At 72.5% G+C, this 15,985-nt stretch carries 11 protein-coding genes; 9 read left to right on the top strand and 2 right to left on the bottom strand.

Going from position 1 to position 15,985, the window contains the following annotated elements; genetic code table 11:
• Positions 1 to 38: 38 nt before the first annotated feature.
• Positions 39 to 2,132 carry an NHL repeat-containing protein gene (locus DB32_RS24935; RefSeq protein ID WP_169791545.1) on the top strand — a complete coding sequence of 698 codons (2,094 nt, stop codon included), beginning with the start codon at positions 39 to 41 and terminating at the stop codon, positions 2,130 to 2,132.
• Positions 2,133 to 2,204: 72 nt separating this feature from the next.
• On the opposite strand, the gene DB32_RS47060 is transcribed toward DB32_RS24935, so the two are convergent.
• Positions 2,205 to 3,338, bottom strand: coding sequence for a DUF4397 domain-containing protein (locus DB32_RS47060; RefSeq protein WP_053235141.1), 1,134 nt, complete (start codon positions 3,336 to 3,338; stop codon positions 2,205 to 2,207).
• 227 nt (positions 3,339 to 3,565) lie between these two features.
• On the opposite strand from DB32_RS47060, the gene DB32_RS24925 reads away from it, so the two are divergent.
• From DB32_RS24925 to DB32_RS24915, 3 genes are read left to right on the top strand one after another with little or no spacing between them, the layout of a single operon-like run.
• Positions 3,566 to 5,683: a zinc ribbon domain-containing protein gene (locus DB32_RS24925; RefSeq protein WP_053235140.1), complete on the top strand. Its 2,118-nt coding sequence runs from the start codon at positions 3,566 to 3,568 to the stop codon at positions 5,681 to 5,683.
• Positions 5,684 to 5,721: 38 nt separating this feature from the next.
• Positions 5,722 to 7,734, top strand: coding sequence for a serine/threonine-protein kinase (locus DB32_RS24920; RefSeq protein ID WP_053235139.1), 2,013 nt, complete (start codon positions 5,722 to 5,724; stop codon positions 7,732 to 7,734).
• Positions 7,721 to 8,869, top strand: coding sequence for an outer membrane protein assembly factor BamB family protein (locus DB32_RS24915; protein WP_053235138.1), 1,149 nt, complete (start codon positions 7,721 to 7,723; stop codon positions 8,867 to 8,869). The genes DB32_RS24920 and DB32_RS24915 overlap by 14 nt, the downstream gene beginning before the upstream one ends.
• A gap of 358 nt (positions 8,870 to 9,227) precedes the next feature.
• On the opposite strand, the gene DB32_RS24910 is transcribed toward DB32_RS24915, so the two are convergent.
• Complete coding sequence (locus tag DB32_RS24910) at positions 9,228 to 9,938, bottom strand: urease accessory protein UreH domain-containing protein (protein ID WP_157069367.1); 711 nt, start codon at positions 9,936 to 9,938, stop codon at positions 9,228 to 9,230.
• 174 nt (positions 9,939 to 10,112) lie between these two features.
• Here DB32_RS24910 and DB32_RS24905 point away from each other — a divergent pair, with 174 nt between their 5' ends.
• Genes DB32_RS24905 through DB32_RS24890 form a run of 5 tightly spaced genes read left to right on the top strand, consistent with a single transcriptional unit; the run spans position 10,113 to position 15,966 of the window.
• Positions 10,113 to 12,593: a heavy metal translocating P-type ATPase gene (locus DB32_RS24905; protein ID WP_053235136.1), complete on the top strand. Its 2,481-nt coding sequence runs from the start codon at positions 10,113 to 10,115 to the stop codon at positions 12,591 to 12,593.
• Positions 12,594 to 12,603: 10 nt separating this feature from the next.
• The gene (locus DB32_RS24900) at positions 12,604 to 12,792 is read left to right on the top strand and encodes a hypothetical protein (RefSeq protein ID WP_053235135.1); all 189 of its coding nucleotides are present in this window, start codon (positions 12,604 to 12,606) and stop codon (positions 12,790 to 12,792) included.
• A gap of 6 nt (positions 12,793 to 12,798) precedes the next feature.
• Positions 12,799 to 15,132 (top strand): cytochrome-c oxidase, cbb3-type subunit I, encoded by a 2,334-nt coding sequence (gene ccoN / locus DB32_RS24895; RefSeq protein WP_075097617.1) that lies wholly within the window; start codon positions 12,799 to 12,801, stop codon positions 15,130 to 15,132.
• A complete protein-coding gene (locus tag DB32_RS47055) occupies positions 15,129 to 15,314 on the top strand; it encodes a hypothetical protein (protein WP_157069366.1) in 186 nt (61 codons plus the stop codon). The genes ccoN and DB32_RS47055 overlap by 4 nt, the downstream gene beginning before the upstream one ends.
• The gene (locus DB32_RS24890; protein WP_053235134.1) at positions 15,307 to 15,966 is read left to right on the top strand and encodes a c-type cytochrome; all 660 of its coding nucleotides are present in this window, start codon (positions 15,307 to 15,309) and stop codon (positions 15,964 to 15,966) included. Before DB32_RS47055 ends, DB32_RS24890 begins: the two co-directional genes overlap by 8 nt.
• Positions 15,967 to 15,985 lie beyond the last annotated feature (19 nt).

Below are 15,985 nucleotides of genomic sequence, written 5' to 3'. Positions count from 1 at the left end.
CGGCTTTCACTCCGGAGGAGACCGTGAGACCAGTCCTGGTGTTGTCGTCGTGTGTGCTCGTCGCCCTGCTCGCTGGATGCGAGTGCGAGGTCGCGTGTGGCCCCGACCTTCGTTTCGATCGCGACCGGGGCATCTGCGCATGTCCGAACGGCGGCGAATGGCGCGCCGAAGATCGCACGTGCCTGTTGCCGGACGGCGCAGTCGTCCCGTTCGACGATGGCGGCATGGGCGACGGCGGGATGCCCTGCGAGACGCAGATCTTCCATCGCGACGCCGACGGCGACGGATTCGGCAATCCCGCGCAGACGATCGGAGCGTGCGACAGGCCGACTGGCTACGTCATCGACGCGAGCGATTGCGACGATGAGTGCGAGTCGTGTCGGCCGGGCGGCACCGAAGTCTGCGACGCCGAAGAGCGCAACGAGGATTGCGAGGGCGGCGCGAACGAGGGCTGCGCGTGCGCGGGCACCGGGGCGCGCGCCTGCGCCGGAGGAACGGAGGAGGGCGAGTGCGCCGCAGGCACGCAGTCGTGTGTCGACGGCGCGTGGAGTGATTGTGTCGGCGCGGTCGGACCGGTCGCGGAGGTGTGCAACGGGCGAGATGACGATTGCGATTCTGCAATCGACGGCCCGTCTGCCTCGGCCGCCTGTCCGGCCGTGTCGCGCTCGACTGCCCGCGCGTGCTCGGCAGGCGAGTGCATCGTGAGCGCGTGCGCGGCCGGATACGACGACTGCGACGGCGTCTATTCGAACGGTTGCGAGGAGTCGCTGACGGTTTCCAACGCGCACTGCGGTAGCTGCCGCAACCAGTGCGGAGTCGGCAGTGTGTGCGAGGCCTCGACCTGTGTCGTGCTCCCGCGCCAGCAAATGCAGCGGCACGTCGATCTTCCGTCCGGCGCGCCGAGCGCGTTCTTCAACGATGTCGCGGTCGACGCGAACGGCGACATCTATGTCGTCGGCGGATTCAGTCAGCCGCTCGCCATCGGATCGACGCTCCTGACGCGCACCGGAATTGCGAACGGCTTCCTCGCGAAGTTCTCATCGGCTGGGGCACCGCTCTGGGCGGTGCAGACCGGCGGGACTGGCGCCGATGCGCTTGGGGCGGTGGCGCTCGACGCCTCGGGCAATCCGATCGTCGCGGGCAGCGAGGGTGCGCCGATTTCCTCTGACCCCTACACCGAGAACCGTGTGCTCGTCGCTTCGTTCACTGCGGCGGGCACGCTCCGTTGGACGCAGCGCTTCGCCGCCGCGTCGGCGTACTACACGGGTGCCACCGACATCGCGGTCGCCGGTGACGGCACGATCTACGTCATCGGAACGTTCGGACGGTCGCTCACCATCGGGGCGACGACGCACACGTCGTCGGGCACCAACGACGCGTTCGTCATCGCCCTCGCGCCCGGTACCGGAGCGATGGTGCGCGGCCGTGTGCTCGGGGCGAGTGGCGGCGAGCGCGCCTCTACGCTCGCTGTCGACGGGAGCTCTGTGTACGTCGCAGGGAACTTCACCGGCACTTCCTCATTCGGCGGCCCCTCGCGCACTGCCGGCGGCGCAGACGGTTTCGTCGTTGCGCTGACGAGCACGCTCGAACACCGCTGGACGACCACGTTCGGAGGCGCTCAGTCCGACAACGTGCGCGGGCTCGTGATCCACCCGAGCGGCTCGCTCTTCGCTGCCGGAGCGTTCGACGGGAGCGTTGCGTTCGGCGCGACGAACCTGGTCGCGATAGGCCAGGACGCGTTCGTCGCGATGCTCTCGCCGACCGACGGGTCCTTCGTCCGAGCGGCGCGCTTCGGCGGCAGCGGCACGGAGCAGTTCACGAGCATCGCGATCGACGGTGCGGGGCTGCTCTACGGCATCGCAGAGAGCAGCGACGCGGCGACGTTCGGCGGCGCATCGCTCGGTGCGCTCGGGGGCTACAGCGATGTCGTCATGGCGTCGTACTCCGTGGATCTCGCGCATCGCTGGTCCGCTCGATACGGAGGAGCGGGATGGGACACCGGTGCGATCGCGGTAAGCCCGGAAGGCCTCGTGACGCTCGCCGCGAACTTCGAGGGCGACGCATCGTTCGGCGGTGCTCCGTTGAGCGCGACGGGACGTGACGCGGTCGTCGCCATCTATCGGGGGCGCTGAGAGGACGTCCGTGACGGAACACGAAGGGGCAGCGGTCACCCGCTGCCCCTTCGCGACGACTGACGCTTGAGCTCAGATCCCGAGGTTGTCCTGCCAGGGGATCACCGTCGGTCCGAGGCGATCCTGACAGCGCATCGCCGCGTTGCACACGAGGGCCGCTGCCGGGAGGGTGGGGTTCAGCCCCGCGCACTCGTCCGCGTCCGCGCAGCTGCCATCCGCCGGCTGAACGAGCGGCGCCGCGCGCCCAGCGGCGAACACGGTGATGACCTCGCCCTCGTCGAAGCTCGACTGGAGATTCGCGGGCGTCGCCGGCACCGGGAGCGGGACCGGAATCGGGCCCAGCGCGCGGGTCGCTTCGGCGCACGCCGGCGCGGCCGCGTTGTGGATGTGCACCGCGAAGGTGGCGCCCGCCGGGGTCGGGTCGATCTCGATGTAGTCCTCGACGTCGCTGAACGCGACGTCGTCGAAGATTCGCGTCGGCTCGCCCGCGCCCGCGCCGTCCGCGTCGTAGCAGACGTCCACGTTGCCGGGGAGGTTCGGCACCGCGTGGAAGAGGCGCACGCGGGCCTTGCCCGCCGCGGGATCCGAGAGGTCGTCTACGGAGATGATCAGCTGCGGCGCCTGCGCGCCCGCGCCGCCGGGCAGGCCGATCGCCGCCACGGTGTGATACGCGCCGGGGGTGAGGTCGGTGCTGACGTCGATCTCCGTCGTGATCAGCGGCGTCGGCGTCGTCGCGGTCTCCGCCGGACACGGCTGCGCGGCGGCTTCGTTGATATCCGCCGCGTTGTAGACGCGCACGGTGTACGGCAGCGAGAGCAGCGGCAGGGCGTTCGTGTAGTTCGAGACGCCGGGATACGGGACGGCCTGCGGAGGCGGCGGGCTCATCATCGTGTTCCGCGTGATGAGGGCGAGCGTGCCGGGGACGCCATCCGCGTGGATGCAGACGTGGACCGGCGGTCCGCCGGGGATCAGGTGCGCGAGGCGGATGTAAGGACGCGGCGTGCCCGCATCGCTGCCGGCGTCGCCGGTGTCGCCACCGCCGTCGGTGCCCGAGTCCATGTCTCCCGTCGTGCCCGAGTCGCGGCCGGCGTCCGCGCGGCCCGCGTCGCTGCCACCGCCGTCGTCATCGTCTCCACAGGCTGCGGTCATGCCGCCCAGAGCGAGCAGCGCCGCGCAGATCGCGACCCTCTTCGTGGTTCCGATCATTCCATTCCTCCTGAAGTTACGCCCGGCCGGTCTCACCCCTCGGTTCGCCGCAGAAGCGAGGCGAGCCGTTCGGCCGATCCAAGCGTCGTGCGCCCCCACGCGCGCACTTCGTCCAGCGTACACCAACCCGATCGGGGAGTGACAAGACCCCGGCGAGTAATCCAACCTCGCTGGATCCATCGGGCTCGTTGGAATCGCAGCGCCGCCCGCTATAGAGTGCGCGCGACATGAGCGTCGCTCCCACGGTCTGCGCCGCCTGCGGGCACACGATCTCGACGGACGCGCGGTTCTGTGGACGCTGCGGCGCGCCGGTGAACGTCGAGATCGCGGCGCCGCCTCCGGCCTCGCGCGGCGGTCACGCGACGATGATCGGCGCGTCGCTCGACGAGCTCCCCGGTGCACCGCAGAAGGAGCCCGCGCGCACGCTGATCGACGCGCCGCTCCCGCCCCCGCCCGGCGCTGCGCCCCTGCCCAGCTCGCCGTTCGCGCCCACGCCGCTGAACAAGACGATGCTCGGCGTGTCGCTCCAGCCGCCTCCCGGCGAGCGTCCCGACACGCTTCCCGATCTGCCGCAGCAGCCCGAGCCCGCCGCGCGCGCGCCACAGAACCGCACGATGCTCGGGATGCCGGCGATCGACGCCGCTGCGATCGCCGCCGCCGCGCAGCGCGCGAGCGCACCACCCGCGCAGCCCGCATCGACCGCCGCGCCCGCCGCGCTCGCACCCCCGGCCGCCGCCCCGGCCGCACCGATGCCTCCCGCGGCCGCACCGATGCCGCCCGCGGCCGCACCGATGCCTCCCGCGGCCGCACCGATGCCCTCCGCGGCCGCACCGATGCCCTCCGCGGCCGCGCCGATGCCGCCCGCGGCCGCACCGATGCCGCCCGCGGCCGCACCGATGCCGCCTGCTCCCGCTCCGATCGCGCCCGTCGCCGCCGAGCCTGCGCCCGCGGCGTCCAAGCGCGCTGCGCTCGGCCCTTCCAACCGCACGATGCTCGGCGTCGTCGTGCCGACCGCCGACCCCGCGCGCGCCTCGCTTCCCCAGGCGCCCGCACCCGCGCCCGCTGCGCCTCCCGCGCCCGCCTACGCGGCGCCCGATCCGCTCGACGCCACCGGCGACATGTCGATCGCCGGTCTGCCCTCGCCCGCGAAGCGCGGTCGCGGGCTCCTCCTCGCGATGCTCGCGATCGGCGTGCTGGTGATGCTCGGCGTCGTCGGTGGGCTCGCGTGGTGGCGCTTCGGTCCGCGCGACACGCCGATCCGCGCGACCGTCGCGCAAGGCGAGCAGGGCGAGGTGCTCGACGTCGAGGTCCCCGGCGCGCCCGAGGGATCGCGCGTCCGCTTCGGCGGCGCCGAGCAGCCGCTCGCGTCCGGCCGCGCGCGCCTGCCGCTCTCCGCCGAGGCGCTGCACGTCGGCGACAACCCGCTCTCGATCGACGTCGTCGCGCCGGACGGCGCGGTCACCACGCATCGCGTGACCCTCACGCTCGAGCTCCGCGTCCGCGCCGATCTCTCGACGCTCGACGCCGCCGAGCCCGCGATCACCGTCGTCGTCGAAGCGCTCCCCGGCTCGACCGCGACGCTCGACGCACAGCCCCTCGCGCTCGACGCGCAGGGACGCGGCTCGCGCGCGTATCCGATCGCCGCGATCACGCCCGGCGCCGATGGGTCGCTCGCGCACCAAGCGCGCTGGACCGTGCAGCCGCCGAGCGGCGAGGCCGCGCAGGGCACGCTCGACACGCGCGTGCCGCTCACGACGATCCAGATCGATCGCCCCGGCGATCAGGTCGTGACCGATCGCGACCGCATCGAGATCGCCGGCGCGGTGCCGCCCCAGGCGACCGTGACGATCGACGGCCAGTCGGTCCCGGTGAACGACGGACGCTTCCTCCACGTGTACCCGCTCGCGCAGGTCGGTGACGCGACGCCGCGCATCGTCGCGCGCGCGCCCGGTCGCGCGCCGGCCACGCGGACGATCACGATCCGTCGCGTCGCGGATCTCGCGCGCGAGGCCGCGAGCTTCGAGGTCGATCGCGCGCTCACCTACGCGCGCATCGCGCAGGCGCCCGCGCACTTCCAGGGCCAGCGCGTCGCGCTCGAGGGCCGCGTCTACAACGTCGACGTGCAGAGCGGGCGCAGCGTGCTCCAGATGCTCGTGCGCGACTGCCCCGCGGGGCAGCGCTGCCCGCTCTGGGTCACGTACCCCGCGGCGACCGAGGTGACCGTCGAGAGCTGGGTGCGCGTGCTCGGCACCGTCGCGGGCGAGCAGCAGTTCCGCAGCGAGTCGGGCCAGGTCCGCACCGTGCCGCGCGTCGACGCGACGTACGTCCTGCCCGCGAGCCCCTGATTGCGCGCGGGCGCGCTCGTCGGTGATCCTCTCGGCACGTGGACGCTGCGGCCGAGCCCGACGTGATCGAGCGCGCATGCCCGCGCTGCGCGCGCCCGAACCCGCACGACGCGCGCTACTGCGCCGGCTGCGGGCACCGCTTCCTCGGGGACGACGCCGAGCCCGAGCCGATGGCCGATCCGCTCGTCGGTCGCACGCTCGCGGATCGCTATCGCATCGAGCAGATGATCGGTCGCGGCGGCATGGGCGTCGTCTACCGCGTCGAGCACGTGCGCATCGGCAAGCTCATGGCGATGAAGCTCCTGCACGGCGAGCTCTCGCGCGAGAAGGACGTGATGCGTCGCTTCCGCCGCGAGGCCGAGGCGGCGAGCAAGCTCGATCATCCGAGCACCGTCCAGGTGTTCGACTTCGGCCACGCCGACGGGCTCACGTACCTCGTGATGGAGCTGCTCGGCGGGAAGGATCTCGGCGCGATCGTCGAGCACGAGGGGCCGCTCCCCTTCGCGCGCGTCGCGCGCATCGCCGCGCAGATCGCGGGCTCGGTCGCGCAGGCCCACGCGCGCGGCATCGTGCATCGCGACCTCAAGCCCGAGAACGTTCGCGTGCTGCACCACGAAGCGGGCGAGGGCGAGCTCGTGAAGGTGATGGACTTCGGCCTCGCGAAGCTGCGCGAGCACGACGACGCGGCGGGCGCGAGCATCACGCGCGCGGGGCTCATCGTCGGCACGCCGTACTACATGGCGCCCGAGCAGATCCGAGGCGACGGAGCGGAGCCGCGCAGCGACGTCTACGCGCTCGGCGCGCTCATGTACAAGTGCCTCACCGGCGTGCCGCCGTTCTACGCGCCGACGCCCGTCGGGGTGCTCACCAAGCACCTCACCGAGCCCGTGGTGCCGCCGAGCGCGCGCGGCCCCCGTCGTGATCTCCCGCCCGAGGCCGACGCGATCGTCCTCCGCGCGCTCGCGAAGGAGCCCGGCGATCGACCGGCGAGCATGGAGGCGCTGCGCGACGAGCTGCTCGCGTGGCTGCGCGCGGAGGGCGAGGACACCGGCGCGTTCGCGGAGCGCGCGACGCTGCCCGCGATCGAGACCGACTCGGGGCGCAGGGTGCAGGTCGCGACGCGCTCGGACGTCGATCGCTACGAGCGCTCGCTGCGCGCGCAGAGCTGGGCGCTCCAGGCGATCGGCGTCGCGGCGATCGCGGCGGTGATCGCCGGCGCCGCGTTCGCGTATCGATCCGCGTCGGCGACGGTCGCGACCACCTCGCGCGCCACGAGCGAGCTCGAGCCCAACGACGGACCGGCGCAGGCGAGCGAGCTCCCCGAGGGGCGCGAGCTCGCGGGACAGCTCGGTCGCCGCATGGACGCCGAGCACAGCGACGCGGACGTGTGGTCGCTCGACAACGCGGCAGGACGCGGTCGCGCCGTCGCGATCGACTTCTCGGGCCTGCCCAACATGGACACGGTGCTCGAGGTGTTCCGCGCGGGACAGAGCGAGCCGCTGCTCGTCGTCGACGGCGCGGGCATCGGCGGCGCGGAGCGCGTGCCGAACCTCGTGCTGGTCGATCCGCGCTACTTCGTCCGGGTGCGCGAGCAGTGGCTGCCCGGGCGTCATCCCACCGAGAACGTGTCCGACGCGTATCGCCTGCGCTGGAGCTACGTCGAGCCCGCGCCGGGCGACGAGCGCGAGGTGAACGACACGATCTCGCTCGCCGAGGAGCTCCCGCTCGGCAGCGCGCGCCAGGGCTTCGTCGGCTGGAGCGGCGATGCCGACGTGTTCTGCGTCGGCGCGGACGCGCCCGAGGCGCTCGCGATCCTCGAGCCGGTGCCGCGCCTCGATCTCGTGCTGCGCGTCGAGGAGCGACACCTCGGCACCTCGCGCACGATCGACGCGAGCGGTGCGAGCGGGGGCGAGCAGGTCGCGCTCTCGGACGTGCGTCGCGGCTCGACGTGCCTCGTGATCTCGGCGCGCGACGGCGAGGGCGCGGCGTCGAGCGATCCGCGCGAGCGCTGGTCGCTGCGCGTGATGCAGGGCTCGCGTGCGACGCCGTGATGCGCTCGTCGCGCTCGGCGTGATCGCGGCATCGAGCCGCGCGCACGCGTGGCCGGTGCGCACCGGTCGCTACGCGGAGCTCGCGCACGGGATCGACCCCGCGCACCCCGAGCCCGGCGAGCACGGCGGCGCGTCGCGCGCGGGGCAGCTGATCGGCGACGTGCCGATGCAGGAGCCGCGCATCGTGTGGACGCGCGACAGCGATCCCGCGGCGCGTGCGCGCTCGCGCGAGCCGATCGTCGCGGCCGACGGAACGATCGCGGTCGCGACGGGGCAAGGCCTGTCGGTGATCGGCATGGACGGCGCGGAGCGCTTCGCGATCGCGCTCGGCCCGGTCGACGGCGCGCCCGCGCTGATGCCGGGCGACGGCATCGTCGCGATCTCGCGCGCCGGGCGCGCGGTGGTCGTCTCGCGCGCGGGCACGGTGCGCGCGCAGGCCGAGCTCGGCTTCGGCGTGTCCGAGTCACCGCTGGTGCTCGACGACGGATCGATGATCGTCGTGGGCACCGATCGCTCGCTGCGGCGCATCGATCCTTCGCTCTCCGAGCGCTGGCGACTCGAGCTCCCGAACGGCATCGGCAAGGCGCCCACCCGTGATGGCGATCGGGCGATCGTCGTCGCGGGCGAGGACCTCGTCGTCGTCACGCTCGACGGCGAGATCGAGCGCGTGATCCCGCTCGGCGGTCGCGCTCACGCGTCCGCGTCGCGCGCGGGCTCGGGACGGCTGTGGGTGCCGCTCGTCCCGGGCGAGCTCGTCGCGATCGACGAGCGCCGTCGCATCGCGCAGCGCATCGCGCTCGGCGCGCGGATGGGCACCGCGGAGCGCATCGCGATCGCGCCCGACGGATCGCTGCGCGTCCCGAAGCGCCAGCAGGGGCTCGTCGCGATCGGAGCGAGCGGCGCGGACACGTGGTCGCTCGCGGCGGAGCTCGCGTTCGACTTCCCGGCGCGCGTCGATCGACACGGCGTGACGCTGGTCGCCGATCGCGGGCCGCGCCTCGTCGCGATCGAGCGCGACGGAACGGTGCGATGGCGCGCGCGCCTCCCGATGCACGTGATGAGCGGCGCGATCGTCACCCGCGAGGGCGCGATCGTGTGCGTCGGCATGGAGGGCTCGGTGTTCGCGATGCGGTGATCGCGACCTGCCGGGCGCGTGGTGGGCCGGCCCACGGGGCGATCCCCACGATGCGGGGAGGGGGTAGAGCCGGCCCACGGGGCGATCCGCAGCGTGGGGATCGGGGGTGGAGCCGGCTCCACGGGCGATCCGCAGAGTCGCGATGGGGGGTCGCGCCGGCCCACGGGGCGATCCGCAGGGTGAGGATCGGGGGTAGAGCCGGCTCCACGCGCGATCCGCAGTGTTGCGGGTGGGGGTAGAGCCGGCCCAACGGGCGATCCGAAGAGTGCGGATCGGGGGTAGCGCCGGCTCCACCCCCGTTCGCGCGCGTTCCGTCGGCCGTAGCGGAGCCCCCTTGATACGTCGCGAGCGGGCGTCCTCAGTGCGCGTGGCAGCTCGGCGGCTCGCCGACGTCGGCGCGCAGGCTCGGCAGCGGCCGCAGCACCGTGATCAATGCGCCGACCGCGAGCACCGCCGCGAGCGAGCGGCGGAACGTCACCGACGATGCCGTGCGCGCGCCGATCGCGCCGGCGAACGCGAGCGCGGCGCCGCTCGCGGACGCGAACCCGATCATCGCGATGGCGCCCGCCGCGATCGATCCCGCGCCCGCCGCGACGATCAGCGCCGACCACGACGCGCCGCACGGCAGCAGCGCCGTGATCGCGCCGAGCACGAAGGGCTCGCGCGGGGCGCGCGCCACGAGCCGCGAGGTGAGCGAAGGGTTCGCGCGACCGCGCGTGAGGCGCGCCGCGCCGACGTCCGCGGTGCGCGCCCACCACCGCGGCGCCCACAGTCGCACCGCGCTCAGCAAGAGCGCCGCGGCGAGCGTGAACGAGAGCGCCGCGCCCGCCCACGACGACGGCGCGAGCGCGCGCAACGCTTGCGCCCCCATCGCGCCGGCGCCTGCGCCGAGCGTCGCGTACGCGGCGAGACGACCGAGCTGCCATCGCAGCGGCCGCGACGCGCGCGCGCTCGTCGTCGCACCGCGCGGCGGCATCGCCGCGAAGGCCGCGAGAGGCCCGCACATCCCGAGGCAGTGCGGCGCCGAGACGGCGCCGAGAGCGAGGCCAGCGAGCAGCGCGGCGATCATGTCGGACGCGCTCTCGCAAGCGAGGTGCCGCGTGGGATCGGACGCGTTCGCAGCGTCGCGCGCATCCGTTGCGCGCGGCGCCGTCGCCCGCGCGAAAACGATGCGCGCGTCGGCGATTCGTTCGAGAAAACCAGGCGAGAGCACGATGGCCCACGCGATGCACAGCGGCGCCGCGTGGCCCTCGCCGAAGCATCGCTCGCCGGCTCGCCGGACGACCGTCGCGCACTCTCGACGCCGCACGCGAGCGCGGCGGACACGACCTGCGCGCACTGCGGCTCTGCGCTCGGCCCCGGCGCGATCGACGCGTACTGCTGCGCGGGATGTCGCGCGGTCGCCGAGCTCCTGCGCGCGAGCGGGATGGAGCGCTTCTACGATCTGCGCGGGGGCGCGGGCGCGCCGGTCGCGCTCGCCGATCCGGCGCGTCGCGACCTCGGGTGGCTCGCGCCGATCGACGCGCAGCGCGCGGAGACGAGCGGCGCGTGCCGCGTCGCGCTCGACGCGCAGGGCATGCACTGCGCGGGCTGCGTGTGGCTCGTCGATCGGCTCTTCGAGCAGCACGACGACGCCCTCCGCGTGATCGCGAATCCATCGCTCGGGCGCATCGAGCTCTGGGTCGGTCCGCGCTTCGATCTCGGCGCGTTCGTGCGCGAGGTCGAGCGCTTCGGGTACCTGCTCGGCCCCGCGCTGAAGAAGGGCGCGCCGCGCGAGGACGCGCTGCTGGTGCGCACCGGGGTCGCGGTCGCGCTCGCCGCGAACGCGATGATGTTCGCGCTCGCGATCTATCTCGGGCTGCGCGAAGGGCCGCTCTTCGAGCTGATGCGCACGCTCGAGGTGGTGCTCGCGGCCGCGACGGTCGCGGTGGGCGCGCCGATCTTCGCGCGCGGTGCGATCGAAGGGCTGCGCCGCGGCGTGCTGCACCTCGATCTGCCGATCGCGCTCGGCATGTTCCTCGCGCTCGCGGGCACGATCTGGGCGTACTTCGCGCGGCCGCACGCGTCGTACGGCGACACCGTCGCGATCTTCGTCGCGCTGATGCTGCTCGGGCGCTGGCTCCAGCAGCGCGTCGTCGCGCGCAACCGCGATCGACTGCTCGAGAGCGAGGGCGCGGACGGGCTCTTCACGCGCCGCGTCGAGGACGGGCGCATGACGATGGTGCGCTGCTCCGAGGTGCGTCGCGGCGACGTGCTGCTGATCGCGCCGGGCGAGCTCGTGCCCGTCGACGCGCGGCTCGAGGGCGCGGAGTCGGTGAGCGTGTCGCTCGACTGGATCCACGGCGAGAGCGCGCCGCGGCGCGTCGAGCCGGGCGCGGTCATCGCCGCGGGCGCGTTCTCGGCCGGGATGCGCGCCTTCACGGTGCGCAGCGAGAGCGCGTTCGCCGACTCGCCGCTGGTGTCGCTGCTCGGGCGCCCGGTGCCCGAGACCGACGCGCGCACCGCGAGCCCGTGGTGGGATCTCGTCTCGCGCGTGTACGTCGTCGCGGTCCTGGTCGTCGCGTCGCTCTCGCTCGCGGCGTGGTGCCTCGCGACCGGCGATCTCTCGCGCGCGCTCGAGGTGACGACCGCGGTGCTCGTCGTGACGTGCCCGTGCGGGATCGGCATCGCGACGCCGCTCGCGTACGAGCTCGCGGGCTCGGGGCTGCGCCGCCTCGGTCTCTACGTGCGGCGCGAGCGACTGCTCGATCGCGTGCCCGCGATCCGCCGCGTGGTGTTCGACAAGACCGGCACGCTGACGACCGGCGCGCCCGAGCTCGTCGACGTCGCCGCGCTCGCGGCGCTGCCGAGCGACGCGCGCGCCGCGCTCGCGGATCTGGTCGCGCGCAGCACGCACCCGAAGAGCCTCGCCGTGCGACGCGCGCTGGGCGGGTCGGTCACGCTGCGCGAGGACGTGATCGTCGACGAGCACCCGGGCTGCGGCCTCGAAGCGCGCATCGACGGCGCGACGTGGCGGCTCGGCCGCGCGGGCTGGGCGGGCGAGGCCGACGCCGAGATGCTGCTCTCGCGCGACGGCGTGGTCGTCGCGGCGCTGCGCACGCGCGAGGCGATCCGACCCGACGCGCGCGAGGAGGTCGCAGCGCTCGCGGCCGAGGGGCACGAGGTCTGGATCCTCAGCGGCGACGAGCCGGCGCGGGTCCGGGCGCTCGCGGCGCAGCTCGGGATCGCGAGCGAGCGGGCGATCGGTGGGTGCTCGCCGGAGGGAAAGGCGGCGTGGATCCGCGAGCACGATCGCGGCGACACGCTCTTCGTGGGCGACGGGATCAACGACGGACCGGCGGCGGAGATCGCGTTCACCTCGGGCACGCCCGCCGTCGATCGCCCGTTCCTCCCGTCGCGCGCCGACTTCTGGTTCACCACGCCGGGCCTCGGGCCGATCCGCGCGCTGCTGCACGTCGGCTCGCGGATGCGGCGCATCGCGCGCCGCAACCTCGTGATCGCGGTCGCCTACAACGGGCTCGCGGTCTCGCTCTGCGTCGCCGGGCTCATGCAGCCGTGGCTCGCGGCGGTGATGATGCCGGCGAGCTCGCTGGTCGTGATCGGCGCGACCGCGCTCTCGCTCTCCCGCGGTGCAGCGTGGCAGTCGCGCGGTGCAGCGTGGCAGTCGCGCGGCGCAGCGTCGGAGTCCGAATCGCGAGACGCGACTCGAGTGGTGTGTACCTGAGGAGACGCGGATGGACGTCCTCATCCTGCTCGTGTTCGTGAGCCTGACGCTCGCTGCCTCAGCGGTGGGCTTCTTCGCGTGGCTCGTTCGGCAACGCACGTTCCAGCACGCCGACCGCCTCGCGCTGCTCGCGATCGAAGAAGACGCGCGCCCCGGTGCGACGACGAAGTCCGCTCGGCGCGCTTCGAAGGTGGAGTGAAAGAGAATGGAAACGAAGAGGATCGTCTACGACGACCAGGTCGTCCGCGCGTTCGTCCTCGCGTCGGTCGTCTGGGGCATCGTCGGCATGCTGGTGGGCGTGATCGTCGCGCTCCAGCTCGCGTGGTGGCCGGCGAACGTGCACGAGATGCTCTCGTTCGGTCGACTGCGCCCGCTGCACACGAACGCGGTGATCTTCGCGTTCGTCGGCAACATGATCTTCGCGGGTGTCTATCACTCCACGCAGCGCCTGCTCAAAGCGCGCACCTGGAGTGACAAGCTCACGTGGGCGCATTTCTGGGGCTGGCAGGCGATCATCGTCGCGGCCGCGATCACGCTCCCGCTCGGGCTCACGCAGGGCAAGGAGTACGCGGAGCTCATCTGGCCGATCGACGTCGCCGTCGCGGTCGTATGGCTCGTCTTCGCGACGAACTTCTTCATGACGCTCAAGGAGCGGAACGAGAAGCACCTCTACGTCGCGATCTGGTTCTACATCGCGACCATCGTCACGATCACCGTCCTCTACGTCGTCAACAACCTGCAGCTGCCGACGTCGCTGGGGCACAGCTACGGTGTCTTCGCGGGTGTCCAGGACGCGCTGGTGCAGTGGTGGTACGGCCACAACGCAGTCGCGTTCTTCCTGACGACTCCGATCCTCGGGATCATGTACTACTACCTGCCGAAGGCGGCAGAGCGACCGGTCTATTCGTATCGACTCTCGATCATCCACTTCTGGTCGCTGGTCTTCATCTACATCTGGGCGGGCCCGCACCACCTGCTGAACACCGCGCTCCCGGACTGGGCGCAGACGCTCGGCATGATCTTCTCGGTCATGCTCTGGGCGCCGAGCTGGGGCGGCATGCTCAACGGCCTGCTCACGCTGCGCGGCGCGTGGGACAAGCTCCGTGACGATCCGGTCCTGAAGTTCTTCGCGGCGGCCGTGACGTTCTACGGCATGGCGACGTTCGAGGGTCCGATGCTCTCGATTCGCTCGGTCAGCTCGCTCGCGCACTACACCGACTGGATCATCGGGCACGTCCACGCGGGCGCGCTGGGCTGGAACGGCTTCATGGCCGCCGGCATGTTCTATTGGCTCGTTCCCCGTCTCTACGGCCGAGAGCTGTACTCGAAGACGGCGGCGAACTGGCACTTCTGGATCGGCACGTTCGGAATCCTCCTCTACATCGTCGCGATGTACATCAGCGGCGTCACGCAGGGCCTGATGTGGCGCGCGGAGGCGGACGGCGGCGGTCTCCTCTATCCGAACTTCGTCGAGACGGTGACTGCCGTCGTTCCGATGTACTGGATGCGCCTGATCGGCGGCACCGTGTACCTGCTCGGCTTCGTCGTGCTGGGGTGGAACCTCCTGATGACCGCGCGGCACGGGAAGCCCGTCGAGACCGCGGTCGACGTGCCGGTCGAGCCCGAGGAGCCCAAGGCGCCCTGGCAGGAGATCGTGTTCGGCAAGCCGGTGATGCTCACCTTCGTCCTCGGCGTGCTGCTCGTCGCGATGGCGGTGGTCAACGAGCTCGCGTCGACGGTGATCGCGGTCGTGGCGCTCGCGGTCGCGCTGCTCGGCACCATCGCCATCGGCTTCGGCAAGGCGAAGCACGGCGAGAAGACGTGGCACGGCATGCTCGAAGGGCGCGGCCTGCTCTTCACCGTGCTCACCGTCGTCGCGGTGCTGATCGGCGGCGTCGCGGAGATCCTGCCTTCGGTCGCGATCGGCGTGCACGACCGGAGCACGACTCCGCAGCAGCCGTATACCGCGCTCGAGCTCGAGGGCCGCGACGTCTACGTCGCCGAGGGCTGTTACACGTGCCACTCGCAGATGATTCGTCCGTTCACCTGGGAGAGCGCGCGATTCGGCGCCATCTCGGACGACGACGACAGTCTGTGGGACTACCCCTTCCAGTGGGGAAGCAAGCGGACTGGCCCTGATCTGGCGCGCGAGGGCGGTCGTTATCCGGATCTCTGGCACGTGAATCACATGCTCGATCCGCGCTCGACGTCGCCGGGATCGATCATGCCCGCGTACGCGCACCTCGGGCGCAATCACGTCGACTTCGATCGCACCCGCGGAAAGCTGCTCGCGCTGCAGAACCTGGGCGTGCCGTACTCGCACGAGCAGGTCGCGCACGCGGCCGACGACGCGCGAGAGCAGGCGCGCGGGATCGCAGAGCGCTTGTCGCGCGACGTCGAGGTCGACTCGGACTCGGAGCTGGTCGCGCTGGTCGCGTACCTGCAGCGGCTCGGTCGAGTGCGCAGTGAATTCGAGCCCACCCGCGCGCCGGACGGCGAGGGCGGTGTGGAGGTCAGTCGGGCGGGAGGTGCGCGATGAGAGCGATTGCGTCGGACTTCTTCGCGACGAGCCCGCTGATGGCGGGGCCGCAGATCGCGATGCTCATCTTCCTCGCGATCTTCGTGCTCGTCGCGGTGCGGATCGCGCGCGGTGGAGCGAGGCAGTGGGACGCAGCAGCGCGACTGCCGCTCGAGGACGAGAAGGAGAGCCGTCATGAGTGAGTCGCGGCAGAGGGATCCGATCCAGGGCGAGATCGTCCACGAGTACGACGGCATCCTCGAGGCGGACAATCGACTGCCGAACTGGTGGCTCGCGACGTTCTTCGGCGCGATCGCGTTCGGAGCGCTCTATTGGTTCGCGTACGAGTCGTGGCACTTCGCGCAGAGCCCGCGTGAGGAGTACGCCGCCGCGATGGAGGCCGCGGCCGAGGCCGGCGGCGAGGTCACCGACGAGATGCTCGCGCTGATCGCCGACAACGATCAGCGGGTGTCGGATGGGCGGAATGCGTTCGCGTCGAACTGCGCCGCTTGTCACGGGCAGCGCGGAGAGGGGCAGATCGGTCCGAATCTGACGGACGCGAATTGGATCCACGGCGGCGCGCCCACGAGCCTCTACGCGACGGTGCGCAATGGTGTGCCGAGCGCGGGAATGCCGGCGTGGGGACCGGTGCTCGGCGAGCGGTCGGTGCAGTCGGTCGTCGCGTATCTGATGAGCATCCGCGACACCAACGTCCCGGGACGCGAGCCGCAGGGCGAAGTCTGGGTGCCGGGCGCGGCGCCGAGCGAGAGCGAGCCCGCGGCGCCGAGCGAGCCCGCCGCGCCGAGCGACGCCCCGAGCGCCGCTGCTCCTTCGGCAGCCGCGCCGAGGATCTGAATCGAGAACGGGGGCGCAG

The organism is Sandaracinus amylolyticus (assembly GCF_000737325.1).
In the GTDB taxonomy this organism is placed as follows: domain Bacteria; phylum Myxococcota_A; class Polyangia; order Polyangiales; family Sandaracinaceae; genus Sandaracinus; species Sandaracinus amylolyticus.
The sequence above is the reverse complement of the archived record's forward strand: the minus strand, read 5'-3'. Positions and strand labels throughout refer to the sequence as shown.

What these genes read in the sequence shown, in the direction of transcription:
- DB32_RS24925 (WP_053235140.1), top strand. Translation starts at nt 3,566, where the DNA reads ATGAGCGTCGCTCCCACGGTCTGCGCCGCCTGCGGGCACACGATCTCG.
- ccoN (WP_075097617.1), top strand. Translation starts at nt 12,799, where the DNA reads ATGGAAACGAAGAGGATCGTCTACGACGACCAGGTCGTCCGCGCGTTC.
- DB32_RS24910 (WP_157069367.1), bottom strand. Translation starts at nt 9,938, where the DNA reads ATGATCGCCGCGCTGCTCGCTGGCCTCGCTCTCGGCGCCGTCTCGGCG.
- DB32_RS24900 (WP_053235135.1), top strand. Translation starts at nt 12,604, where the DNA reads ATGGACGTCCTCATCCTGCTCGTGTTCGTGAGCCTGACGCTCGCTGCC.
- DB32_RS47055 (WP_157069366.1), top strand. Translation starts at nt 15,129, where the DNA reads ATGAGAGCGATTGCGTCGGACTTCTTCGCGACGAGCCCGCTGATGGCG.
- DB32_RS47060 (WP_053235141.1), bottom strand. Translation starts at nt 3,338, where the DNA reads ATGATCGGAACCACGAAGAGGGTCGCGATCTGCGCGGCGCTGCTCGCT.
- DB32_RS24890 (WP_053235134.1), top strand. Translation starts at nt 15,307, where the DNA reads ATGAGTGAGTCGCGGCAGAGGGATCCGATCCAGGGCGAGATCGTCCAC.